We start from the raw sequence: 24,525 nt of genomic DNA, 5'->3' as shown, positions 1-24,525 counted from the left end.
CTACGGCTTTATGGCGATCCCGCGTATTGGGCAAGAAGTGATCGTCTCTTATTTAAATGGTGATATTGATAGACCGATTATCACAGGTTGTACTTATAACGGTCGTAATGCCCCACCATTGGATTTACCCAAAGACAAAACCCGAACCACTTTTCGCACAAAGACGCATAAAGGCACGGGATTTAATGAACTGCGATTTGAGGATGCTGGCGGACGCGAAGAAGTGTATTTGCATGCGCAGCGGGATCACCGTACTCATATATTAAATGATGAGTTTCATACCATTAATCATAGCCGCCAGAAAAAGGTGGGGGTCGATCAACAAGAAAAGATTGGTAATGATAAAAGAACAGAAGTGGGCAGAGATCACTACGAAAAAATAGGTCGTAATTCGGTTATTCATATTTCTCAAGATCAAGAAATTCAGATCGACCAAAATAAGACAGAAATTATTAATAGCAGTAAAAAATCAATTATTTTTGCTGATCAACTTATTCAAATCGGTGGTCAGAAAAAAGTAATAGTTGAAGGCAATATGCATGAGGAAATTAAAACTAAATTATTATCACAGTCACCACTTTATATTATTCATGCCGAGAAAAAACTGACATTAGCGGGTTCAGGTGGAAGTATTATTATTGACGATATAGGGATCACAATAAAGGCCAAACAACTAAAAATTAATGCTTCGTCGGTTAATATTGATGGCGGAGGTGTTGATCAAATAAATGCATTAACAGCTGCAACAGAAGAGGGTGTCCCTTTTTGTGAAATTTGTGCAAAAATAAAAAAGGGAGCAAAAGATAATGAGTAAAGTATCTCGTTTAGCTTCTATTCCTTATGAATTAAATATTGATAAAGAAAATAAATTAAAAAAAATAACATCGTATTTATTTAATGGAATTCCTTTTTCTCGTTATGGCGATAATCGTATCATAAAGGGAAATAAAGTTATTGAAAGTCATGTTTGGGCTATTATTGATGCAATAAAAAGACCCGATATTGCTATTTTACTTGATATATTTGAAACAGAACACTGTTGCCTTTGGAAAGGAAAGAGTGCTGAAAACTACTCTTACTATGCACCTTATTTAGTTAAATTAAATCTAGAGCATCCATTCACAAATTGGCTATTTGATAATAGCATTGAAAACCCCATAGGGATCTATTTATGTTCACGATTGTCTTTAAAAGAATTATCACATCAATTACGTAAGTTTAATCAGGTTTTTGATGAGGAAAAAAATAGCTGGTTAATGTTTAGATATTATGATCCCTTAACAGTAAAAAAATTATTACCTTATTTACCTGTTAAGGACTATATCCAATTTATGGATAACATTCTATTTATTTTAGCAGATGATATCAGAGCTAACCAATTTTTAATATTACAATAAGGATATGTAATGGCATTAGGTGATAAATTTAAAGATGAAGCTGTGAATAACAATATAGAAACACAGGCATGTGAAAATAACATTAAAGAAGGTGTTTTTTTATCCGATGATAAAAATGTTATTGAAGCATTAGATAAGTTTTCTCGTAGCCCTTTTGATGAAGATTGGGAAGAAATAGAGAGTGAACAATTTCCAGGAGAATTAGAGCATGAAACTATGCCGGCTGGTATACCACTTGAAGCTTTAATGTCCTATGTTGACCAAGTTAGCCAAGATGATTCTTTCGATCCTAAAATACGATTGATAGCAGAAGAAATTAAAGGTCATGATAAATTACAAGAAGCTATTCGTAATCATTTTGATCCTGATGGTGGTGAAAATACTGAAGATTTTCTTAATTTTATGCTTGCATTTATACCTGCAAATGAAAGGCCAGAAGATGCAGGATTAACCTATAAGGGCATGAAATCAAAATATAATAAATATCATTATAAAATTGATTTCCAATTAACAAGAACCCAAGTTCATGGAATACAAGATTTCAACAGTATTGATGGCGCAATAGATCAACAAGATGAAATTAAAATATTACTGGGTTACAAAAATGTCATGTTATCTCATGTTGATTATAAAAATAAAAAACGAACGATTACAATTACACCTAAATTAATAATAAAAGGATTAGAGTTAGGAGAAGACAAAAAAGATAAGATAACTGAAAAGGATTACAATGAATTAGCGAGCGATTTAGTCTCTTTTATTATTTCTGAGATTAAAGAACAGGAAGTTAAAGAGAAAATAGAATTAGGGAAGTCAATTGTTGTTGATATTGCCTTTTTATTAACAGGTATTGGTGGTGTATTAACACTTGCTAAAAATGGTGCTAGAGCTTTACCACTAATTGCCGAGGGATTTAATATAATCTATACAACAAATGAGTTAATAGAAGATACCTCTGCTTTATGGGGATATAATAATGATAAAGGATATAATGTTTTATTAAACTCAATGAAATATCTTGATTCAAAAACAGGAGAAACTAAAGGCTTTGTCACAACCTATCATGCCATGAATATGTTTATGTGTTTTGGTAAAAAAGTTAAAACTCAAGTAATAACAAGTGGAGTAAGCACAAGTTTAGGTACTGCTATTTCTGTGAGTTCAATAACGGGGGAACCTGAAATTATAGATATTAATAAATAAAAATATAAAGGATTATATTTATGGCAAATAAGCCTAAACCTATAAAATATGATGAGACTCACTCTATTAATGTAAGCGTCACAAATAAAGATGAAATAAAAAATTTAAGTGATGTTAATATTACTCAATTTAAAATGGTGGGAAAAACATTTCAAACGCATTTTGATGATACAATTGTCACTTGTTTTGGTCCTAAAGCTGACGGCTCATGTATTCTGCGTATTCAGGGTAAACCTAAGGGAAGTACACATCGAGTCACCGGACACGTAGAGATCAATTTAAAATCACATCATGATCTTAATAAAATATTACAATCTAATCTGTTTTATGATGGCGTTGCATCATTGAAGTTGGCTCACTTTGTTGGCTATGTAGGTGAAAGCCACGTTATTAATGAAATTAAAAAGGGAACCTTATTTGATAAGCTATTTTTAAAAACCAGAAGTGGGAAGGCACCACTTGTAAATAAAGAGCTAATCCTTAAAAAGGGTAATAATGATAATAAAAAAGTCCCGCATCCTTTATACGGTAAAAGCTTTGATCCTGAAAAAATGATAGCATTACAAAATAAAAAAGGACAAGGAATAGACTTGATTTGTAAGGTAGAGCCAACTCCCCCTCCGCCGGATTGGGTGACTTTTGAAATCAAAACAGTGATGAAAGATAAATATGGCGCGAACTCAACGCCCACAGGAGGAAAAGCTAGTGAAATACAAAAAGACTATATTAAAAATATAGAAATGCACTCTTTTATTGCTAGAGAGCTTTTTAATGAAGGTCGAAACGATTATAGGTTAATGGAGTCACAATTAGATATTTTAACTGATATAGAAAAAAATTTAAACAAAACTAATATGGCTGGTTATAAATTAACAGTTGCCATAAATAACAAATTTGATGTTGTGGGTAATAATAAATATAAAGACTTTTACATACTTGAGGAATTAATAAAATGATCCGTTCTAAAATGGTTGTTAAATATATAGAAGATAGAGTGAAAAAAATAAGTAGAAATGCTATTGATATAAAAAATCTTGTTAATAATGATTTAGTTAAAACAACAGGGAAAATCATTAATGAGTCTGATGAGAATCGGTATATTGACTATCTTTTAATGTTCCAACGTAATTTGGGTACTATTTCATTGCTTTATATTATGCAAGTTTATAGGAAAGAAAAAAAAATTCCATATCTCTTTGAAGAGTCTCTTTACTTCTCCAATGTGATAATTATTCTCGACTTTTTATCATATAATTATCGAAATGAGAATTTTATTTCTTTTTCTCAGCAAGGTGAAATTTTATTAATGAATTTTGCTTGTAATTATTTTAAGTCTAGCCAAATTTGTTACGATAAAATAATAGAAAATATTCAATCAGGTAAAATGGCAAATTCGCTACCTATGTATACTCGCCCTCAAAAATTAGGTGTATTAGCGATTGAAATGTTAGCCAGTGAAAAAAAAGAAACTATTGATTGGGAAAGTGCGGGTATTCCGATTGATCCTTTCTATCAACGTTTCTGCCAAGAAGCGCTTTATTGTGAAAATGATGAAATTTTAATCCCATGGCTGGTGGAATTATGCGATAAACATATTCAGTGGTCTGCTCTATTTCTTAATAACTCAGATGAGCAACCAGCTACTGGCTACGAAATATCAATGAATCTTTTAATTGCTTGGCCTTTTGAATATCAAGCAGTGAAAAACTTTCGTGCTCGTCATGGTTTAAGTACTCCAATAATCGATCATCCATTATTAAAAACACCCATGGCTATCGATCATCGGCCTGATATGGTGGGTTGGTTAGAGACTATGCCTGAAATTTATCATCACATTACAGATGATTTAATTAAAATAAATCCAGAGCTAAAAGTCATTCATACATTATTTTAGTCTTGATTAAAATTAAACTAAGGCTTTTGTTATAAAATGATACTGACAGCAAAAAGCAAACAGATGATTAAGGATAATATTCTTCAGGAATTCTATATGGAAGCAATTGAATTCCTTGAAGATGAGCATAAATTAGTGTTAGATTATTATAATATTAAACAAAAAGCACTATTAGAAATTTTAAAAAGTAATTATCAATATCTTGATGAACAGCACCGTACCAGCCAATATCTATGTGTTTTTCAAACGATATTAATGGTTTATTTTGGTCAGTTTTATAAAAAATCTTTTTTTTATAAAGAATTAGAAATAAATATGAATAATGTTATCGTTCATAAAAATAAAGAAAGCCAATTCTGGCTACAAGAAAAAATCAACCTTAAAAAAGATCTAATATTAAAGGAGAATACTGATTCTTTTATTGAGGATATTAAAAATAGTTATTTTTATATCAGTACTGGGCAATCTACATTAGAAAAAGAGCTTGATGAAATCATTTTTCAAGATCCATTATGTCGATTTAAAGAACCACTTAAAGAAAAAAAATTATTTGTTAATAGCGCAATTGAAAATATTCAATCTTCATCTATAAATAAAGGTACTATCACTTATTTATGTGTAATCGCTCAATATATTGATAATTTAGGATGCTTTCAAGACATATTACGCCCTAAATGGTATGGAAAATTAGATTTTCCAGATCTTATTCCTTGGCAGTTTGGAATAACCTTAGGAAATTAATGAATACTAGTAATAAAGAGAAAGCTAAACATGCGTAGCACAATTCAAGGACGAAAAATCATTTTAAAAAATGACACCACCAATACAAAAGGAACCGTATTAAGCGGTTCTTTATTAGCGAAACAAATCCATGAAATAGCTTGCCTTGGTGATGAAGTCTATTGCCCCGCTTGTCAGCAAAAAGGAAAAATTATTGAAGGCGATGCGATGATGAAAATAAACAATATCCCCATCGCATTAGAGGGGCATAAAGTGCAATGCGGTTGTTTAAATGGCTGTGTATTAGTGGCTATTGAGTAATTAATAATTTTGCTAATTGTTCGTTGCTATCGCCTCGCAAATTTGCTGTGCGGCATTAATAATACGTGGTGAAGGGCGACTAAAACTGTCTTCATCAATGGCAATAACGGGGACAGTGAGTTGAGGTTGCCAAAATGCTTTTATTGTAGGTATTTGATCTGATTTGCCACTGAAGATAATCAAATCAGGTTGCTTTGTAAGTACTTGCTCACGACTTACTTGAGGCCATGTTACCGGACTGTTTGCAAAGATATTCTCTCCACCACAAAGCTCCGTAATATGACTCTGTAATGTGCTATTTGAGGTGGTAAATAACGGTTGCATCCCAAATTGAATAAATACTTTTTTCTTGGCGTGATCCGATATATTTGATGCATATTGTTGCTGCAATGCTTGATATTGCTGGCGCAATTGTTGGGCATTTTTTAATGCGATATCAGGATGATGGCTATAATTGGAAAGAGTAACAAGATCGTCTGCGATTTCTTCAATACTTTGTGGATCAGAATAAATGATAGAAATACCCAAAGCTTTTAATTGATCTAATGAACGTTGTGGATTACCACCTTGCCATGCAATCACTAAATCAGGTTTTAATAATAGAATGCGCTCTATATTAATACCCTGCCAATTGGCTACTTGTTCAATATTTTTAGCATCTTCTGGATAATCAGAGTAAGCACTAACTCCTACAATATTATCCCCCATCCCTGCGGCATAAGCCATTTCAGTGGCGGAGGGTGATAGCGTAATAATACGATCAGCAGGCGTGATAGCAATGGCAACATTGAACCAAAATAATGAACAGAGTAATAACCCAAAATTGATAAATAAACGCATTACTTTTCCAATAGTAAAAAATACCCACCTATTTTTTATCTTAGAATAAGCAAAAAATAAAGGTGGGTATTGATAAAGCGATATTAGGATTATCTCGACTTAATTAGTCTTTTAATTTATCCAACATCGCTGTCACCATTAAGCTTGATTGTTCTGCAGCAACAGATAAAAACTCATCAAAACTTAAATGTGATTCTTTATCAGCCACATCAGAAATAGCACGAACCACAACAAATGGTGTGTCAAATTGATGGCAAACATGACCAATTGCCGTCGATTCCATTTCTACGGCTGCAACGTCTGGGAATGTACGGCGAATACGGGCTAAAGGTTCTGCACCATTAATAAAGGCATCACCACTACAAATTAAACCACGCACAGCATTTAATTTTAGCGATTCAATACACTCTTCTGCGATGTTAATAAGTTTAGGATCTGCAATAAAAGCAGGAGGGCATTGTGCCATTTGACCCGGTTCATAACCAAACGCAGTCACATCGGCATCGTGATAACGAACTTCCGTTGAAACAACAATATCACCGACATTTAATCTTGAGTCTAAGCCACCCGCAGAGCCAGTATTGATAACAACATCAGGACGAAAATGCTCAAGTAGTAATGTTGTACCAATCGCAGCAGCAACTTTACCAATACCTGATTTTAATAATGCAACATCAACACCGTTGATTGTGCCTGTATAGATTTCACAACCGCCACGCGATAAGATTTGGCAATCTTCAATTTTCTCACGCAGAAGTGTGACTTCTTGCTCCATTGCACCTATTACGCCAACTCTCATTGTGTCATACTCACTTGTAGGTTAATAAGAAATAGAATTTAAATAGAGTTTAGCATCTATCTGAAAAACACGATATAACACAAAGAAGAGAGAATTCGTTTCATCGAAACCAGAAAGAGGACAGAAATGATCGATTTTAAGCTGAAGTTAAACTATCAACGTAAATATAACAGCAGTGATATCGATATTAACGATGAAATACAGGTTTCTCGACAATTTGAAAGTGATCGTGGGCGTATTATTAACTCAGCTGCTATTCGTCGTTTACAACAAAAAACACAAGTCTTTCCCTTAGAGACAAATTCCGCAGTCCGTAGTCGCCTTACTCATTCTCTAGAAGTTCAACAAATAGGGCGTTATATCGCTAAGCAAATTATTGGTGAATTAAAAAAGCAAAATAAGCTTGAAGCATATGGCTTAAATGAGCGTATTGATAGCCTTGAAAGTTTAATTGAGATGGCGTGTTTAATGCATGATATTGGTAATCCACCTTTTGGTCATTTTGGTGAAGCTGCGATTAAACATTGGTTTCAAAAAGTATTATCACCAGAGGCGACAGCCGAATTCGATAGTTGTCCTTTTATTCCTATGCAGTATTCAGCTAAAGTGCAATTAAATGAATTGCGACAAACTTTACGTCAAGATTTATGCCAATTTGAAGGAAATGCTCAAGCTATTCGAATGGCGCATCATCTGCTTAAATTGAATTTAACCTATGCGCAAATTGGCTGTGTACTAAAATATACTCGTCCTGCTTATTGGCAAGGTGAAATTCCTAAAGAATATAGCTATTTAATGAAGAAACCAGGGTATTACTGGTCTGAATTAGCATTCGTAAAAGAAGTACAAGAAAAATTAGATATGGGGGAATTTTGTCGTTTTCCTCTCACCTATATTATGGAGGCTGCTGACGACATCTCTTATTGCATTGCAGATTTAGATGATGCGGTAGAAAAGGGAATTTTTGATATCAACCGTCTTGTTCAGCTTTTACGAGATGCATGGCGTGAAAATGGTGATGTGATTGAAGGTGATTTATTCAATATAACGGTGGATCGTGCTTATAAAAAAGTCGATCAAAATGAAGCAAAACGCAGTATGCAAGATCAGTTTTTTATGTATTTACGCGTTTATATTACCGGAAAGCTCGTTCCTTATACGGCGTACCGTTTTATAAAAAATCTCCCTCAAGTGTACGAAGGAAGTTTTAACTACGCTTTATTGGAAGGGAATAGCGCGGAACATCGTTTATTAACAACATTAAAAAGTGTCGCTAAAAAATGGGTGTTTAGTCATCCTGAAGTTGAAGAGCTTGAAATGAAAGGATATCGCGTGATCAGTGGATTACTTGATATCTATAAACCTTTGCTTTTATTATCAACTGAAGATTTCTTAAGATTGCATAAATATAATGAACATCCTAAATATGTCATTGAGACGCGTTTATATCATAAGCTTTCTGTTAAACATAAACTGGCTTATAACGAAATGTTAGAAAAGCTAAATGATATAAATACGGAAAGAGGAAAAATTTTAGAGTTTTATTATCGAACAAGATTAATTCAAGATTATATCAGTGGAATGACCGATCATTATGCTTATGAAGAATATAGAAAATTAATGGTTTGTGATTAATTTGTAATCATTAAGAGAAACGCTATCTAATTGATTGATGATAATTTTTAGAATTTTCTTAGTGATAATAAAGATTTATTAAAATAATAGAAAATAGATGTTATTAATTGTAAATATATTCAAAATAAAAGTTATATATAATATTTGTTAGTTATAGAACAATATAAAATCCATAAAACGAGTGTGTTAGGTTGTTATCATTAAAAGTTTTCTCAATTTAACAAAAATATTGCTTATATCAGTTAAGTAAATAACTTGTTCGATGTTATACTCTCCCCATGTTTTCTTCTGAAATGCATAGTCATTCATGTCACGCTGAAAAACATACAGCGTATTCTAAAACGATGTCATTTCACTGTAATCCGTCATTGATACTTAATTTAATACTATGGTGCAGTTTTATTCTCCTAAAAAACGTCCTGTGAAAAAACAGGCAACAACTCTGGAAGTGACCGCCAGTACATTGGATGCAAATGGTCAAGGTATTGCTCATGCTGAGGGCAAAACAATTTTTGTCAAAGGACTACTCCCACAAGAAACTGCTCGTATTCGTTTAACAGAAGAAAAGCGCCAGTTTGCTAAAGGCGAGGTTATTAAGCGTTTAACTACCAGCGAACAGCGTATAGCGCCTCATTGTGAATATTATGAGCGTTGTGGTGGTTGTCAGCAGCAACATGTGCCTATTGCGCTACAACGTACAACAAAAGCCAGTGTGTTATCGCACCTTATTAAGCGTGAAACGGGAGTGATTATTTCCGCCGAGCCTGTGATTGCAGGGGCTGAATATGGTTATCGTCGTAGAGCAAGATTGGGATTACGTTATCAACCTGAAAAAGGGCTGGTGATGGGGTTTCGCCAAGAGCGCTCTAATGATTTGGTCATGATCAAAAAATGCCCAGTATTAAAGCCACAGCTAAATGATTTATTGTCTCCTCTTTGGATATGCCTTACAAATTTAGCATCAGTACGTGATTTAGGGCATGTTGAAATGGTGCTGGCGGATAATGGACCACTGGTTATTTTACGCCATTTATCGCCATTGCCTGAGAGTGATAAACAGAGTTTGCGTGATTTCTCTCAAACTCATCAAGTTACGATGTATCTTGCAGGTGATAATAGCGAGATAGCACGATTAACTTCAATTGAGAAGGAACCCTTCTATCAAATAGAAGGTCTAAATTTACGTTTTGCACCCACTGATTTTATTCAAGTAAATGATGAAATAAATCCTAAGATGGTTGCTCAAGCTATTGAATGGCTTGATTTATCGCCAGAAGATCGCGTGTTAGATCTGTTCTGTGGTATGGGGAATTTTACCTTACCTATCGCAAAACGCGTTAGTGAAGTGGTGGGGATAGAGGGTGTGCCGGCACTGGTTGAAATGGCGAAGCAAAATGCAGAACTAAACCAATTAGGTAATGCACATTTTTGGCATGCAGATTTATCCGCTGATTTTTCTGCAATGTCGTGGTCGAAAGAAGGATTTAACAAAGTGTTGTTAGATCCTGCAAGAGCAGGGGCTTTGGAGGTAATGTCACATATTGTGAAGTTATCCGCAGAAAAAATCGTGTATGTTTCCTGTAATCCGACCACGTTAGCCAGAGATAGTAAGATATTATTAGATTCTGGATATCAGCTAACCAGTTTAAAAATGTTGGATATGTTTCCACAAACGGGTCATCTGGAATCAATGGCGCTGTTTAGTCGAAAATAACCAGTTAGCCAGTAAATAAGTCGCAAATAAGATTTATACCGTGTAGGGAGAGAATATGGTTGCAGTAAGAAGTGCTCACTTAACACCTGCAGGAGAGTTTGCTGTTGATAAATGGGTCAACAGCTTGAACTTAACCCATGTCAATGCGGGTAGTGAAATCATGCAAACCTGGGAATACTGCCATCGTACTGTTCAAGGGCGTGAAGATGCCGAACTACTATTGTGGCGTGGTGTTGAAATGGTTGAGCTTCTTTCGACACTAAGCATGGACAAAGACAGCATGAGGGCAGCGCTTCTTTTCCCACTTGCTGAAGAAAATCTTATTGATCAGGAAATCGTTACTGAACATTTTGGTGAGGCTATTTGGAGCTTAGTACGTGGTGTTATGGAGATGGACGCCATACGCCAGTTAAAAGCGACACATACCAATGAAACAAGCTCGGTTCAGGTAGATAACGTGCGTCGTATGCTGTTATCTATGGTAGAGGATTTCCGTTGTGTGGTCATTAAACTATCAGAGCGTATAGCCCATTTACGCGAAGTAAAAGATGCCACCGAAGATGAGCGCGTACTGGCGGCTAAAGAGTGTTTTAATATTTATGCACCATTAGCCAACCGATTGGGTATTGGTCAATTAAAATGGGAATTAGAAGATTTTTGTTTCCGCTATCTTCATCCTGATGAATACAAAAAAATAGCCAGCTTACTTCATGAGCGTCGTATTGATCGTGAACAGTATATTGATAATTTTGTCAGTACAGTTCGCGGCTACATGAAAGAAGAGAATGTTAATGTAGATATCTATGGGCGTCCCAAGCATATCTATAGTATCTGGCGCAAAATGAAGAAAAAGAACCTCGCATTTGATGAGTTATTTGATGTGAGAGCGGTACGTATTGTTGTTGAACGGCTTCAAGATTGTTATGCCGCATTAGGGATTGTGCATACTCATTTCCGCCATTTACCTGATGAGTTTGATGATTACGTCGCAAATCCAAAGCCAAATGGTTACCAATCTATTCATACCGTTGTTTTAGGACCAGAAGGTAAAACGGTTGAAATTCAAATACGTACTCGCCAAATGCATGAAGATGCAGAATTGGGTGTGGCTGCGCACTGGAAATATAAAGAAGGTGCAACGGGAGCTGCGACGAAAGGCGGTACAGGCAGTTATGAAAACCGTATTGCATGGTTACGTAAACTGATTGCATGGCAAGAAGAGATGGCGGATTCTGGCGAAATGCTGGATGAAGTTCGCAGCCAAGTCTTTGATGATAGGGTTTACGTCTTTACACCAAAAGGTGATGTTGTTGATTTACCGGCAGGCTCAACACCACTTGATTTTGCTTATCATATTCATAGTGATGTAGGGCACCGCTGTATTGGTGCCAAAATTGGCGGGCGTATTGTGCCATTTAGCTATCAATTACAGATGGGTGACCAAATTGAAGTTATTACGCAAAAACACCCAAATCCAAGTCGCGATTGGTTAAATCCTAACTTAGGTTATGTCACGACAAGCCGTGGTCGTGCGAAAATCCACAATTGGTTCCGTAAGCAAGATCGCGATAAAAACATTCTTGCTGGGCGTCAGATTTTAGATAACGAATTGGCGCATATGGATATCAACATGAAAGAAGCAGAAAAACTGCTGATCGCGCGTTATAACGTGCATAGTGTTGATGAAGTATTAGCTGGGATTGGTGTTGGTGATATCCGAATTAACCAATTAGTGAACTTTATTCAAAGTAAATTAAATAAAGCCACTGCGGAAGATGAAGATAAAGAAGCATTGCGGACACTCGAAAACAAAACGCCAGCACCAAGAACCACAGGATCAGGTGGAAGCATTGTTGTCGAAGGTGTGGGTAACTTAATGCACCATATCGCACGTTGTTGCCAGCCTATTCCGGGTGACAATATTGTCGGTTTTATTACTAAAGGCCGTGGTATTTCGATTCATCGTGCTGACTGTGAACAACTTGCTGAATTACTTTCTCATGCACCAGAGCGTATTGTTGACGCGGTATGGGGAGAGAATTATTCCAGTGGTTATTCGTTGGTAGTACGTGTTGTCGCGAATGATCGTAGTGGATTATTACGCGATATCACGACAATTTTAGCGAATGAAAAAGTAAACGTACTTGGTGTGAGTAGCCGTAGTGATGTGAAACAACAAATTGCGACCATTGATATGAATATTGAGATTTATAATCTCCAAGTATTAGGTCGTATATTGGCAAAACTTAATCAGTTGCCAGATGTGATAGAAGCGAAACGCTTTTCTCACTAAAACATTAAAATGATAAGATGCCGAGACAACTGTTCTCGGCATTTTTTTATCTAAAAATCAGAAAAACTGTATATTTAGTTAGTAATTTAATTGCTAGGGTTTATTTAAAATAAATATGGTTTTAAATAAAAGGGATCTAGTAGATAAATATGAAGATAACTAAACAATATTATATTAAGAATATGTGTTGGGGATGGTTTATTGGCGCTCTATTTTTATACTTTTGCTTAGAGTATGAGTTGAAGTATGAAAGTCTAATATTGTTAATTAGTATTGCTGGTATTGGATTATATCCGTTGGCTAAATGGGGGATTGAATATTTTTTTCTTCAATTTACTACTAGAGAATTTTGGAATCGAGGACTATTTTTAGATACAGCGGGTAAAGCTGGTGGTTTAGCTTTATATAGTTTCATTGTGTTTTTATTATCTATACCAATTACAATAATTTTTATATTATTTGTGTTAGTGAAAAGGTTGTTCCTCTAAATAAACAACCTCTAAAGTATTAATTAAATACCAATCAAATTATTGGCTTTTTCAATTAAGTTGTTATCAATCAATGCTCCAATACTTGCTATAAGCAATCCATATCCTAATATCCCTATGGGACCACCTAGAAGTACACTAAATGTAAATCCTGCTACCGATGTAGCCGCCATTCCTACAAATATAGTCTCTGCTTTAACAAAAAATGGACGCCAATTATCTGTTTCTGTTGCTTTTATTAATTCTATTGATAAATCTTTGACGTCAAGAGCTTTACTCACAAAAAACATACCTTTACTAAACTTTTTTAATTTTTGAGCTATATCATCGAGTTTGATCGATTCCAATCCAGTTGCAATAGCTTTACGATCTTTGGCATTAATTCTTCTATTGATATCCGCTTTGTATTTTTTGTAAGCTTTTAGCGCATCATCAACGTTACGGATGGTTTTTCCTCTGGCTTGTTGTGCTAAAGACTCTGCTAATTTCCTTGCTTTATCGCCATAAGCATTAAACACTTCTTTATAAAAATCAGCGGTAAACTTTATTGAATCATGCAACTGCTTAAAATCATCGTTTGTTTGTTCTTTTTTATTTGCTTGTTGAGCTAAAATATCAGCAATTTGGAAATTACGACGTGTAAACGTCATATTCTTGTGGAAATTTTGGCATGCAGATTTAAAATCTTGTTCTCTGATATACTTTTGCATCTCAGGGAAATTATTTATATTGTCTGCGCCTTTATCTGCATATAAGGCATGTAAGGCTAATCGTACTGAGGGTAGCCAGCGGGAATATTCCCCAAATTTTTCACCTATATTTTGTAACATAGGATCTGGATGAGGACTAAAATGAATATCAAAGAGAAAACCATTTATATAGTTCATTTTTTGGTAAAACATTCTACTTAGATTCAGATCTGCTTCAAATATACGAGCTATATTTTCATTATTTAATGGAATGTTGTTTTCTTCCATATTTAATAATAGCAATGGAGAACTTTCATTAAACTCGTTAGATCTATGCATTAAAGCACGGCCATAAGGTCGCATTATTAATGCTTTTTTTAATGCTAATTCGGTTTTCTGTTTTAAGTAAGATTTACATTCATTTTTAAACGCAGGGCAATTTTTCTTTCCGCAAACAGGGCATTCTTGTTTTTTTATCCTGCATAAATTATTACAAATAATATTTGTAGCTTGATTAAAAGAAAAACCATTATTAAAAGCATACTCAGGAATATAAGCATTATGTGGCGTTACAGTTAATGAACTAAATTGAATTATATTTTCACTCATTTTATTAATCCTTTGATAAAAATGACGTATTTATATGGTGTTGAAACGTGGGTTTATAGCAAGGAGTATATTTGTAAATAACAAATTTATAGTTCAATTTAAAATGTCATTATTCTTTCAAAAAAGTTATTTTTAAGATCTTGAGCTTGAAATGATAAGATGCCGAGACAACTGTTCTCGGCATTTTTTATCTAAAAATGTGTTAAGCAGGATAAAGCTCACTCTTATTTAAAAGGCAATATGATGTCAGAAAATCGAGAAATCTTTCGTTTATTAGAAATTATGGCGCAGCTACGTGATCCTGATACTGGATGCGAATGGGATAAAGTGCAGACTTTTGACACTATTGCGCCTTATACATTAGAAGAAACGTATGAAGTGTTAGATGCTATTGCTCGCAAAGATTTTGCTGATTTAAAAGAAGAGTTAGGCGATTTGCTTTATCAAGTGGTTTTTTATTCACGTATGGCACAGGAGCAAAAGTTATTTGATTTTAATGATGTTTGTGCAGCCATTAGTAATAAGCTAGAGCGCCGTCATCCCCATATTTTTGCCTCTGAAAGTGACAATAATTTAGTCACAGAAAAACATCGTTGGGAAAAGCTCAAAGCGCAAGAGCGTGAAGCTAAAGCTCAATTTTCATTATTAGATGATATTCCCGCTACATTACCTGCTTTAATGAAAGCCGAAAAAATCCAAAAACGTTGTGCATCAGTGGGTTTCGATTGGGATGAACTAGAACCTGTTTTGGGTAAAGTTTATGAAGAAATTGATGAAGTGATAGCTGAGGTAAAAAAAGAGCCTCAAGATGCCTCTCGAATTGAAGATGAGTTAGGCGATTTATTATTTTCTGTGGTGAATTTATCACGTCATTTAAAACAAAAACCCGAGCAAGCATTAAATCGAGCATGCCGAAAGTTTGAACAACGCTTTCGTTTTGTAGAAAAGACACTCTCAGAAGAAGGTATAGGCATAGAAAATGCCTCATTGGAAGAGATGGAGATCTGTTGGCAGAAAGCAAAAAAATAACCGATTGAGTGAATTGTGACACGCAAATTAACGCCAACGTGACATAAAGTGCGATAAAAATAGTCTATAACATCTCGTTTTTTCAGCTATTTTTATAAAAATATTTTAAATGCGAAATTATAAAATGTAATTTCGTTTTTTTGTCTTTAGGTGATTTAAAATTTTTCTATTGCATTTTATTACATAAAAAGTGTGATTGACTTCAAAAAAATTAAATGCATGATCATAAGCAAAAGATCTCGCTATAAACCTGCTACACTTAATATCGTGAAAAAAATAAAGCATCTCTTCTCTAAAAGTGATATCTTAGCTGAAAGGATTAAGCTAAAATGCTTGAGAAATATTTTCACGGGTTTAGTTAATTGAATTTTTACTGTTTTTTCGTGTTTAAACGGATAAGTGGCGTGATGAAAAAGAACTTTATACGACTAAGAATGTTTGTAGCGAAAATAAGGTTCGGGTATACTGTGTTCCCGTCCAGTTATATCCATCATCCTAATACACCTAAACTTTCAGGTTCAGCATGAAAACGAATTATATTTTTGTGACCGGCGGGGTCGTATCCTCTCTGGGTAAAGGCATTGCCGCAGCCTCTCTGGCGGCTATACTCGAAGCCCGTGGACTCAATGTCACCATGATGAAGTTGGATCCGTATATCAACGTCGATCCAGGTACTATGAGCCCAATTCAGCACGGGGAAGTCTTCGTCACTGACGATGGTGCTGAAACTGATCTCGACTTAGGGCACTATGAGCGCTTTATTCGCACGAAAATGACCCGTCGTAATAACTTTACAACAGGTCGCGTATACTCTGAAGTATTACGCAAAGAGCGCCGTGGTGACTATCTTGGGGCTACAATTCAAGTTATTCCTCATATCACTAATGAAATCAAAGAACGCATCATCCGTGGCGGTGAAGGCCATGATGTTGTTTTAGTTGAAGTCGGCGGGACGGTTGGTGATATCGAATCTTTACCATTCTTAGAAGCGATTCGCCAAATGGCAGCGGAAGTGGGCCGTGAGCACACATTCTATCTGCATTTAACATTGGTGCCTTATTTAGCCGCTTCTGGTGAAGTGAAAACTAAACCCACTCAGCATTCTGTAAAAGAATTACTGTCGATCGGCATCCAACCTGATGCGTTGATTTGTCGTTCAGACCGCGTTATTCCAGCAAACGAACGTGCAAAAATTGCACTGTTCTGTAATGTACCTGAGAAAGCGGTTATTTCATTAAAAGATGTCGATTCCATTTATAAAATCCCTGCACTGTTGAAATCACAGGGATTAGATGATTATATCTGTAAACGATTCAGCTTAGATTGCCCAGTCGCAAATCTTGCGGAGTGGGAACAAGTTATTTACGAAGAAGCGAATCCTGAAGGCGAAGTGACCATTGGTATGGTTGGTAAATATGTTGAATTACCAGATGCCTATAAATCAGTGATTGAAGCATTAAAACATGGTGGTTTCAAAAGCCGTGTGACTGTAAATATCAAACTAATTGATTCACAAGACGTTGAAACTCGTGGCGTAGAAATGCTTAAAGGATTAGACGCAATCTTAGTACCTGGTGGTTTTGGTGAACGTGGTGTTGAGGGCAAAATTATGGCTGCTCAATATGCACGTGAAAATAAAATCCCTTACTTAGGCATTTGCTTAGGTATGCAGGTTGCTATGATTGAGTTTGCACGTAATGTCGTTGGTATGGAAGGCGCAAACTCCACTGAATTTGCACCAGATTGCAAATATCCAGTTATCGCATTAATTACTGAATGGCGCGATGAAGATGGTAATGTCGAAGTGCGTTCAGAAGACAGTGATTTAGGTGGCACAATGCGCCTTGGTGCTCAGCCTTGCCATTTAAGTGGTGATAGCTTAGTTCGTACACTGTATGGCAAAAACACCATTACAGAACGCCATCGTCACCGTTATGAAGTAAATAATCTACTATTAAAACGTATTGAAGATGCGGGATTACGTATTGCAGGACGTTCAGTAGATAACAAATTGGTGGAAATTATTGAAAATCCAAACCATCCTTGGTTTGTTGCTTGTCAGTTCCACCCAGAGTTTACCTCAACGCCGCGTGACGGCCATCCGTTATTTGCAGGCTTTGTGAAAGCAGCCTTTGATAACCAAAAAGGCTTGCTGAAATAGGATATATGAGAAGAGATAGGGTATCTCTTCTCGGAAATTTAACTTGTACAGAGGAAAACCGAATGTCCAAAATCGTTAAAGTACTTGGTCGTGAAATTATTGATTCTCGTGGCAACCCAACAGTTGAAGCAGAAGTTCACTTAGAAGGTGGTTTTGTTGGTATGGCGGCTGCTCCATCAGGCGCATCAACAGGTTCTCGCGAAGCTTTAGAATTACGTGATGGTGATAAATCTCGTTTCTTAGGTAAAGGTGTTCTGAAAGCGGTTGCTGCTGTTAATGGTCCAATCGCTAAAGCGATCCTTGGCCAGGATGCAAAAGACCAAGCTAACATCGATAAAATCATGATCGATTTAGATGGTACTGAAAACAAATCAAACTTTGGTGCAAACGCAATCCTAGCGGTTTCTTTAGCAAACGCAAAAGCAGCTGCAGCTGCAAAAGGTATGCCTTTGTATGAGCACATTTCTGATCTGAACGGTACTCACGGTCAATATTCTATGCCTCTGCCAATGATGAACATCATCAATGGTGGTGAGCACGCAGATAACAACGTTGATATCCAAGAATTCATGATCCAACCCGTTGGTGCACCAACGCTGAAAGAAGCAGTGCGTATGGGTTCAGAAATCTTCCATCACTTAGCAAAAGTGCTGAAAGCAAAAGGTATGAACACTGCTGTTGGTGACGAAGGTGGTTATGCACCAAACTTAGAATCTAACGCTGCTGCATTAGCTGCTATCAAAGAAGCTGTTGAGAAAGCAGGTTACGTTTTAGGTAAAGACGTTACTCTGGCTATGGACTGTGCTGCTTCTGAGTTCTACAACAATGAAACAGGTAACTACGAACTGAAAGGCGAAGGCAAAACTTTCACTTCACAAGAGTTCACTCATTACTTAGAAGAACTGACTAAACAATACCCAATCGTTTCTATCGAAGATGGTTTAAACGAATCTGATTGGGATGGTTTCGCATACCAAACTAAAGTTCTTGGTGACAAAATCCAACTGGTTGGTGACGACCTGTTTGTAACTAACACTAAGATCCTGAAAGAAGGTATCGACAAAGGCATCGCTAACTCAATTCTGATCAAATTCAACCAAATCGGTTCACTGACAGAAACTTTAGCTGCAATCAAAATGGCGAAAGATGCAGGCTACACAGCTGTTATTTCTCACCGTTCTGGTGAAACTGAAGATGCAACTATCGCTGACTTAGCAGTAGGTACAGCTGCAGGTCAAATCAAAACAGGTTCTATGAGCCGTTCTGACCGTGTTGCTAAATACAACCAACTGATCCGTATCGAAGAAGCATTAGGTAACAAAGCGCCTTTCAACGGTCTGAAAGAAGTTAAAGGCCAAGCATAATTTTGCACCTTTAATTAAAAAATCTTATTGATTGGAAAGAGGAGAACCTTGAGTTCTCCTCTTTTTTTTATTTTTTTACAGAAAAAACAGAATATTTATTCTTAACACCTTTGAAAAAAGTGTGATGTGTAAGAGGAAATAGTGTTCAATTATTACTCTTTTATTAATAAATTGGTTAATTCTCGTGGATGAGATCCCAATTATTAGTTTTGCGCATTTTCAATGGCGAGAAATGTTTTTATATTTCACATATAACCTATTTCGTTAACAATTATGGCTTAATGAATCCAATGTTCATATCAGCTAATGTGGAGTATTATCATGGACGCGTCCAATTTAGCCCCATCGGCGAAGTCGAGCCCGATAAACAAGCGAGGGTTAATCATTCTGGCAATCGATGTGGTGTTATTATTACTTTTGCTAGAATTTTTACCTTATGATCCCAAGGCAAATGCAGGTTTAGCATTAATGGTGTTTGTGGGGGTGTTATGGCTGACAGAAGCTATTCACGTTACGATCACAGCATTATTTATACCTATTTTAGCCGTTGTACTAGGGCTAATGAATACTAATGAGTCATTAAAATCATTTGCGAATCCCATCATTTTCTTATTCTTCGGGGGCTTTGCATTAGCGACAGCACTTCATATTCAAGGGCTAGATCGCTTAATTGCTAACCGCTTACTGATGATCGCAAAAGGTAAACTGTCAGTCGCTGTATTGCTGTTATTTGGTGTGACGGCGTTACTCTCCATGTGGATCAGTAACACTGCAACAGCTGCAATGATGCTACCTTTAGTATTAGGTATTTTATCTAACTTAGATATTCGTTCAGAGCGTAATACTTTCGTATTCGTATTATTAGGTGTTGCTTATAGTGCGAGTATCGGTGGTTTAGGTACGTTAGTTGGTAGTCCACCCAATGCGATTGCCGCTGCTCAACTGAACTTAGATTTCATTACATGGATGAAGTACGGTATTCCAATCATGTTGGTCTTATTGCCTATCATGTTTATTGTAATGTACCTAATGTTGCGTCCTAATTTAAAACATAAGTTTGATCTGAAATTAGAAGTGTTAGAGTGGAATAACAAACGTGTTATCACCATGATTATCTTCTTAGTGACGGTATTTTGCTGGATCTTCAGCTCTTTCATCAGCAGTGCTTTTGGTGGTGTAAAAGATTTAGATACCGTCATTGCGGTTAGTGCGGCCATTGTTATCGGTGTAACCGGTGTCGCAAGCTGGAGTCAAATCCAAGAGAACACAGAGTGGGGTGTATTAATGCTGTTTGGTGGTGGTTTAACACTGAGCGCAATCTTACAGTCTTCGGGTGCAAGTTTGGTTATGGCTGACTTTATGAAAGATACTTTCGGTAATAGTCATTGGTTTGTGATCATTCTTGCGGTAACAACCTTTATTATTGTATTAACTGAGTTCACCAGTAATACAGCGAGTGCTGCATTATTAGTGCCTATCTTTGCAACCGTTGCACAAGCGTTAGGTATGCCAGTAATGGCGTTAACGATGATTATTGGTATTGGTGCATCTTGTGCGTTTATGTTGCCTGTTGCAACTCCACCAAATGCGATTGTTTTTGGCTCTGGTTATATTAAACAGACAGAGATGGTACGTGTCGGTGGTGTGTTGAACTTAGTGTGTATCTTAGTTATCTCTCTGTTTGCTTGGTTCTTCTGGCTATAAGCGAGTATGCTAAATTAATCAAATAGAGATAAAAACGAAGCGCTTGATAGTGAAATATCAGGCGCTTTTTTTATTACCTAATATTGGAAATGGAAGCCATATTCAAACGAAATAAAATAGAAGGCATAGAAGCAAAGCTGCGTTTTTTGAAAAAAGGTGACTAATTGATAAGCAAGAAAAAGCCATCTCAATTTATTACCGCTAAGGTATTAAATATATTGATGGCTTTAAAGAAGCGTAAATACAAAAAACTATTTTATATACAGTGTTAATTGAGTACCCGGTTTTAACATTTTAATGTCAGCGTTCCAGCTCATTAACTGTTTGAGATTAATGCCGTGGCGACGGGCAATACTGTAATAAGAGTCACCTTGGCGTACTTTATAGTAGCTTGGTGAAGGTTTTGTGGGTTTCGTTGTCGTGGTATGACTGACACTACCTGCATTATGAATTTTTAATGTCTGACCAACCAGCAATGTGCTCTTTGCATTCAACCCATTAATACGCTGCAAGTCTTTTATACTCATATTGTAGCGACGAGCAATAGCATAAAACGAATCCCCAGAACGAACCTTATAAATGCCTTCTTGTTTTATAGATTGATTCGTTTTGGCAACAGCCAAGCGAATCGTTTCTAATACGGCTTCATCCTCAAAAGCGTTACGGAATTGGTCAAGCTTATTGCGAGGCAACATAATGACATGAGGACCATTTGGTGCGGTTATTCCCCGCTTATAACCAGGGTTATAATCTTTCACGGTATTAATCGGTAACTGACTTAATTCAGCGACTTTATTTAACGTGATTTGTTCACCGACATCAAATGAGGCTAATGCTTTATCGCGATAGTTACTTTTGGGAAACGTAATAGTTTCGTCGTTTTCACGAATAACTTTGCTTAACGCAAGAATTTTCGGCACATAATTCATGGTTTCTTTAGGTAAAGAAAGCGACCAATAGTCTGTTGGTAAGTTTTGATTCTCATTTGCCTTTATTGCTTGCATAACACGGCCTTCACCTGCGTTATAAGCAGCAAGGGCAAGTGCCCAATCACTGTCAAACATCACATATAAGCGTTCTAGTAAATCAAGGGCTGCTTTAGTTGACGCCATGACATCACGACGACCGTCATACCATTGGTTTTGTGCTAAACCGTAGTAATTACCCGTTATTGGTACAAATTGCCATAAACCCGCGGCATTTGCAGAAGAGGTAACATGGGGATTAAACGCACTTTCAATAACAGGAACAAGTGCAAGTTCCATAGGTAATTCACGTTTTTCAATTTCATCAATAATCGAATACATATAAGGTTCAGCGCGAGAAGCAACGCTCTGTATATGTTTGGGATTATTTAAAAAATATAATTCTTGCTGCGAGATCCTTTCATTTTCAGGGAGGTCCATTTTCAATTCACTTACCACATAACCCCATAAATTGGTTTTTACATCATATTGAGGTTGGTGAGAAGTTGAAGTCCCTTTCGTTGATGTTGGTGTGATCGCAGACAAATTAGGTTTAATGTTCTCAGATTGCTGACAGCCCGCCAATAGCAATATGGAGAACAAAATCGCTTTTGTCTTCATAATAGAAAAATTCATCCTGTGTGTTTTTTGAACCAAATGATACTCAGTGTGCCAAAATAAAACAATCAATAGAGATTAAAAGTTGTCTTTTAATTCTCTTAATTTTGTAAATGTCTTAATTGGCGCATAAGTATTAGTGGGTATATCTAAAATCCTTTGTAAATCAATATCGTCAGATTTCAAAAAAAGATTAATATTCTTTTCGTTTTTCAGTGTTATTGGCACAGTAGGTTGCAAATTTTTACGCATTTCACTAACTTGGGCTAAATAATCGGTAATAAGTGCATTTTCTGGCATGATATGATGCGCAAAGGTCATATTTGATAGCGTGTATTCATGAGCGCAACAAATTAATGTGTTATCAGGTAGCGCACTCAATCTTTGTAATGAACTAAACATTTGTTGTGCGGTACCTTCGAATAAACGACCACAACCACCAGAAAAAAGTGTATCGCCACAAAATAAATAGGGTTCACAATAATAAGCAACATGACCCAGTGTATGGCCTGGTGTGCCAATCACATGAAAAGTGAAAGTGCTAACAATGATGCGTTCTTGATTATGAATAATATTTTCAGCCCCTTTACTTTGTGTTTCTTGTGGACCAAAAACGTCAATGTTAGGATATTTTTTTACCAGTTCAGCTACGCCACCGACATGATCATCATGATGGTGGGTTAACAAAATCGCAATAGGTGTTAGCGAGCGTTGTGAGAGCATTTCAATAACGGGTTTGGCTTGTGACGGATCAACTATCACACATTCACTATTTTCATTACTTAATAGCCAAATGTAGTTATCGGATAAAGCAGGAATTCTGATAAGCTCCATATAAGTTACCTTACTTATAAAATATAAAGGGTTAAACGATGAAAGCAGCGCGTTCAGTAAAACCAATTACAATGCCGGATTCTTGGCGTGATATTCCTTGGGGGGAATATTATCGCATGGCGATTGAATTGCGTTTACAAAACTGGTGGCCAAAAATGTATGGCTTTCATTTGCTGAAACTTGGTCAACTCAGTGCCGAACTGGATACCAAATTAAGTATCGTTTCACATCAAGTCAATGTGACATCGAATGCAATAAATGCGGATGTTATCGCGTCTTTAGATTATTTGCCCTTTGAAAATAAATCGGTTGATGTTTGCCTTATGGCTCATGTGCTTGATTATAGTGCAGATCCCCATTGGCTATTAAGAGAAGCCGATCGTGTTTTAATTGATGATGGCTGGATTGTATTAACGAGCTTTAACCCTATTAGCTTGTTAGGACTGGGCAAATGCACACCTCTTCTACGACAAAAGCAGCCTTATTCAAGTCGTATGTTTTCACTTCGACGCCAAATTGATTGGCTTAGTGTGCTAAATTACGAAGTGATAACACAACAGAATTTCCAGATTATGCCATTTTCAAGACCAATAAAACGTGATGGTAGCCGATATCACACTGGTGGCTGTTTAAATTTAATTATTGCTCGTAAAAGAACACTTCCTTTAACACCCACTGCATTGAAATTTGCATTACCACGCATGAGTGTAAAAGGTCGAGTTTTAGGTGCGACACGCAATCACTCAGAGCCATAAAACATAACTTATTGTGTTTTATCTTTCTGACTTTCGATATAACCTGTGTCTTCTTGTGTTGGTGATTGAGCTGCCGTTTTTGCTAATTCATCACAACGTTCATTTTCATCATGACCGGCATGACCTTTTACCCAATGCCATTCAATTTCATGACGAGTAATCGCACTGTCTAAGCGTTTCCATAAATCGACATTAAGTACAGGGCTTTTGTCTGCTTTACGCCATTGGCGCTTTTTCCAGCTATGGATCCACTGTGTGATACCTTGTCTGACATATTGGCTATCTGTTGTCAGTGTAATTTTACAAGGGAATTTTAACGTTTCTAATGCTACGATAGCGGCAAGAAGTTCCATTCGGTTATTGGTGGTCATAAAAAAACCTTCACTTAGGGTTTTTTCATGTTGTTGATAGCGTAAAATAGCGCCATAACCACCGGGGCCTGGGTTGCCTAAGCATGAACCATCGGTGAATATTTCTACCTGCTTGTGCATAA

At 36.3% G+C, this 24,525-nt stretch carries 22 protein-coding genes; 16 read left to right on the top strand and 6 right to left on the bottom strand.

Annotation, left to right across the window (positions count from 1 at the left end; all coding sequences use genetic code 11):
- From DK865_RS18990 to DK865_RS01815, 7 genes are all read left to right on the top strand, one after another.
- Nucleotides 1-814 (top strand): bacteriophage T4 gp5 trimerisation domain-containing protein (locus tag DK865_RS18990; protein ID WP_323368334.1); only part of this gene is annotated, 814 nt, incomplete at its 5' end.
- Nucleotides 807-1,397 carry a DUF4123 domain-containing protein gene (locus DK865_RS01840; RefSeq protein WP_109391021.1) on the top strand — a complete coding sequence of 197 codons (591 nt, stop codon included), beginning with the start codon at nt 807-809 and terminating at the stop codon, nt 1,395-1,397. The genes DK865_RS18990 and DK865_RS01840, both read left to right, overlap by 8 nt.
- A gap of 9 nt (nt 1,398-1,406) precedes the next feature.
- Entirely contained in the window at nt 1,407-2,600 is a 1,194-nt protein-coding gene (locus DK865_RS01835) for a hypothetical protein (RefSeq protein WP_109391020.1), read from the top strand.
- 20 nt (nt 2,601-2,620) lie between these two features.
- Nucleotides 2,621-3,556 (top strand): hypothetical protein, encoded by a 936-nt coding sequence (locus DK865_RS18765; protein ID WP_228407709.1) that lies wholly within the window; start codon nt 2,621-2,623, stop codon nt 3,554-3,556.
- Nucleotides 3,553-4,494 (top strand): hypothetical protein, encoded by a 942-nt coding sequence (locus tag DK865_RS01825; protein ID WP_109391019.1) that lies wholly within the window; start codon nt 3,553-3,555, stop codon nt 4,492-4,494. The genes DK865_RS18765 and DK865_RS01825 overlap by 4 nt, the downstream gene beginning before the upstream one ends.
- Before the next feature lie 96 nt (nt 4,495-4,590).
- Nucleotides 4,591-5,235, top strand: coding sequence for a hypothetical protein (locus DK865_RS01820; protein WP_162556597.1), 645 nt, complete (start codon nt 4,591-4,593; stop codon nt 5,233-5,235).
- Nucleotides 5,236-5,265: 30 nt separating this feature from the next.
- Nucleotides 5,266-5,535, top strand: a complete 270-nt coding sequence (locus tag DK865_RS01815) for a PAAR domain-containing protein (protein WP_109391017.1) — start codon at nt 5,266-5,268, stop codon at nt 5,533-5,535.
- Nucleotides 5,536-5,547: 12 nt separating this feature from the next.
- Here the strand turns inward: DK865_RS01815 and btuF are convergent, their stop codons facing one another.
- Both btuF and mtnN read right to left on the bottom strand, forming a co-directional pair.
- Entirely contained in the window at nt 5,548-6,375 is an 828-nt protein-coding gene (btuF, locus tag DK865_RS01810) for a vitamin B12 ABC transporter substrate-binding protein BtuF (RefSeq protein ID WP_109391016.1), read from the bottom strand.
- 103 nt (nt 6,376-6,478) lie between these two features.
- Nucleotides 6,479-7,174: a 5'-methylthioadenosine/S-adenosylhomocysteine nucleosidase gene (gene mtnN, locus DK865_RS01805; RefSeq protein ID WP_023581100.1), complete on the bottom strand. Its 696-nt coding sequence runs from the start codon at nt 7,172-7,174 to the stop codon at nt 6,479-6,481.
- A 126-nt stretch (nt 7,175-7,300) separates the two neighbouring features.
- Here mtnN and dgt point away from each other — a divergent pair, with 126 nt between their 5' ends.
- The 4 genes from dgt (at nt 7,301) to DK865_RS01785 (ending at nt 13,304) form a co-directional block, all read left to right on the top strand.
- Nucleotides 7,301-8,809, top strand: a complete 1,509-nt coding sequence (dgt, locus tag DK865_RS01800) for a dGTPase (RefSeq protein ID WP_109391015.1) — start codon at nt 7,301-7,303, stop codon at nt 8,807-8,809.
- Nucleotides 8,810-9,197: 388 nt separating this feature from the next.
- A complete protein-coding gene (gene rlmD, locus DK865_RS01795; RefSeq protein ID WP_109391014.1) occupies nt 9,198-10,523 on the top strand; it encodes a 23S rRNA (uracil(1939)-C(5))-methyltransferase RlmD in 1,326 nt (441 codons plus the stop codon).
- Nucleotides 10,524-10,578: 55 nt separating this feature from the next.
- Nucleotides 10,579-12,816 (top strand): GTP diphosphokinase, encoded by a 2,238-nt coding sequence (gene relA, locus DK865_RS01790; RefSeq protein ID WP_023581097.1) that lies wholly within the window; start codon nt 10,579-10,581, stop codon nt 12,814-12,816.
- A gap of 149 nt (nt 12,817-12,965) precedes the next feature.
- Nucleotides 12,966-13,304: a colicin E1 family microcin immunity protein gene (locus DK865_RS01785; RefSeq protein WP_109391013.1), complete on the top strand. Its 339-nt coding sequence runs from the start codon at nt 12,966-12,968 to the stop codon at nt 13,302-13,304.
- 23 nt (nt 13,305-13,327) lie between these two features.
- On the opposite strand, the gene DK865_RS01780 is transcribed toward DK865_RS01785, so the two are convergent.
- Nucleotides 13,328-14,602 carry a colicin-like pore-forming protein gene (locus DK865_RS01780; RefSeq protein ID WP_228407708.1) on the bottom strand — a complete coding sequence of 425 codons (1,275 nt, stop codon included), beginning with the start codon at nt 14,600-14,602 and terminating at the stop codon, nt 13,328-13,330.
- 243 nt (nt 14,603-14,845) lie between these two features.
- On the opposite strand from DK865_RS01780, the gene mazG reads away from it, so the two are divergent.
- From mazG to DK865_RS01755, 4 genes are all read left to right on the top strand, one after another.
- Nucleotides 14,846-15,631, top strand: coding sequence for a nucleoside triphosphate pyrophosphohydrolase (gene mazG / locus DK865_RS01775; RefSeq protein ID WP_109391012.1), 786 nt, complete (start codon nt 14,846-14,848; stop codon nt 15,629-15,631).
- Nucleotides 15,632-16,154: 523 nt separating this feature from the next.
- Nucleotides 16,155-17,792, top strand: a complete 1,638-nt coding sequence (gene pyrG / locus DK865_RS01765) for a glutamine hydrolyzing CTP synthase (RefSeq protein WP_023581094.1) — start codon at nt 16,155-16,157, stop codon at nt 17,790-17,792.
- A 62-nt stretch (nt 17,793-17,854) separates the two neighbouring features.
- Nucleotides 17,855-19,156, top strand: a complete 1,302-nt coding sequence (eno, locus tag DK865_RS01760; RefSeq protein ID WP_036911952.1) for a phosphopyruvate hydratase — start codon at nt 17,855-17,857, stop codon at nt 19,154-19,156.
- Between the two features lie 321 nt (nt 19,157-19,477).
- Entirely contained in the window at nt 19,478-20,860 is a 1,383-nt protein-coding gene (locus tag DK865_RS01755; protein WP_036911947.1) for an SLC13 family permease, read from the top strand.
- Between the two features lie 251 nt (nt 20,861-21,111).
- Here DK865_RS01755 and mltD read toward each other — a convergent pair whose 3' ends face one another.
- Together mltD and gloB are read right to left on the bottom strand one after the other, a co-directional pair.
- A complete protein-coding gene (gene mltD / locus DK865_RS01750; RefSeq protein ID WP_036911944.1) occupies nt 21,112-22,446 on the bottom strand; it encodes a murein transglycosylase D in 1,335 nt (444 codons plus the stop codon).
- A gap of 75 nt (nt 22,447-22,521) precedes the next feature.
- Nucleotides 22,522-23,277, bottom strand: coding sequence for a hydroxyacylglutathione hydrolase (gene gloB / locus DK865_RS01745; protein WP_023581090.1), 756 nt, complete (start codon nt 23,275-23,277; stop codon nt 22,522-22,524).
- Between the two features lie 38 nt (nt 23,278-23,315).
- Here gloB and DK865_RS01740 point away from each other — a divergent pair, with 38 nt between their 5' ends.
- Complete coding sequence (locus DK865_RS01740; RefSeq protein WP_109391010.1) at nt 23,316-24,032, top strand: methyltransferase domain-containing protein; 717 nt, start codon at nt 23,316-23,318, stop codon at nt 24,030-24,032.
- Nucleotides 24,033-24,040: 8 nt separating this feature from the next.
- Here the strand turns inward: DK865_RS01740 and rnhA are convergent, their stop codons facing one another.
- Nucleotides 24,041-24,523 (bottom strand): ribonuclease HI, encoded by a 483-nt coding sequence (rnhA, locus tag DK865_RS01735; protein ID WP_023581088.1) that lies wholly within the window; start codon nt 24,521-24,523, stop codon nt 24,041-24,043.
- Between the last annotated feature and the right edge of the window lie 2 nt (nt 24,524-24,525).

The sequence above is a fragment of the Proteus cibi genome (assembly GCF_003144405.1).
GTDB classification, from domain to species: Bacteria; Pseudomonadota; Gammaproteobacteria; order Enterobacterales; family Enterobacteriaceae; genus Proteus; species Proteus cibi.
Note: the sequence above shows the minus strand (reverse complement) of the source record. Positions and strands in the feature narration are given on the sequence as shown.

Bases quoted from the DNA above. Each gene is read 5' to 3' on its own strand.
- DK865_RS01840 (WP_109391021.1), top strand. From the start codon at position 807: ATGAGTAAAGTATCTCGTTTAGCTTCTATTCCTTATGAATTAAATATT.
- DK865_RS01835 (WP_109391020.1), top strand. From the start codon at position 1,407: ATGGCATTAGGTGATAAATTTAAAGATGAAGCTGTGAATAACAATATA.
- DK865_RS18765 (WP_228407709.1), top strand. From the start codon at position 2,621: ATGGCAAATAAGCCTAAACCTATAAAATATGATGAGACTCACTCTATT.
- DK865_RS01825 (WP_109391019.1), top strand. From the start codon at position 3,553: ATGATCCGTTCTAAAATGGTTGTTAAATATATAGAAGATAGAGTGAAA.
- DK865_RS01820 (WP_162556597.1), top strand. From the start codon at position 4,591: ATGGAAGCAATTGAATTCCTTGAAGATGAGCATAAATTAGTGTTAGAT.
- DK865_RS01815 (WP_109391017.1), top strand. From the start codon at position 5,266: ATGCGTAGCACAATTCAAGGACGAAAAATCATTTTAAAAAATGACACC.
- btuF (WP_109391016.1), bottom strand. From the start codon at position 6,375: ATGCGTTTATTTATCAATTTTGGGTTATTACTCTGTTCATTATTTTGG.
- mtnN (WP_023581100.1), bottom strand. From the start codon at position 7,174: ATGAGAGTTGGCGTAATAGGTGCAATGGAGCAAGAAGTCACACTTCTG.
- dgt (WP_109391015.1), top strand. From the start codon at position 7,301: ATGATCGATTTTAAGCTGAAGTTAAACTATCAACGTAAATATAACAGC.
- rlmD (WP_109391014.1), top strand. From the start codon at position 9,198: ATGGTGCAGTTTTATTCTCCTAAAAAACGTCCTGTGAAAAAACAGGCA.
- relA (WP_023581097.1), top strand. From the start codon at position 10,579: ATGGTTGCAGTAAGAAGTGCTCACTTAACACCTGCAGGAGAGTTTGCT.
- DK865_RS01785 (WP_109391013.1), top strand. From the start codon at position 12,966: ATGAAGATAACTAAACAATATTATATTAAGAATATGTGTTGGGGATGG.
- DK865_RS01780 (WP_228407708.1), bottom strand. From the start codon at position 14,602: ATGAGTGAAAATATAATTCAATTTAGTTCATTAACTGTAACGCCACAT.
- mazG (WP_109391012.1), top strand. From the start codon at position 14,846: ATGTCAGAAAATCGAGAAATCTTTCGTTTATTAGAAATTATGGCGCAG.
- pyrG (WP_023581094.1), top strand. From the start codon at position 16,155: ATGAAAACGAATTATATTTTTGTGACCGGCGGGGTCGTATCCTCTCTG.
- eno (WP_036911952.1), top strand. From the start codon at position 17,855: ATGTCCAAAATCGTTAAAGTACTTGGTCGTGAAATTATTGATTCTCGT.
- DK865_RS01755 (WP_036911947.1), top strand. From the start codon at position 19,478: ATGGACGCGTCCAATTTAGCCCCATCGGCGAAGTCGAGCCCGATAAAC.
- mltD (WP_036911944.1), bottom strand. From the start codon at position 22,446: ATGAAGACAAAAGCGATTTTGTTCTCCATATTGCTATTGGCGGGCTGT.
- gloB (WP_023581090.1), bottom strand. From the start codon at position 23,277: ATGGAGCTTATCAGAATTCCTGCTTTATCCGATAACTACATTTGGCTA.
- DK865_RS01740 (WP_109391010.1), top strand. From the start codon at position 23,316: ATGAAAGCAGCGCGTTCAGTAAAACCAATTACAATGCCGGATTCTTGG.
- rnhA (WP_023581088.1), bottom strand. From the start codon at position 24,523: ATGCACAAGCAGGTAGAAATATTCACCGATGGTTCATGCTTAGGCAAC.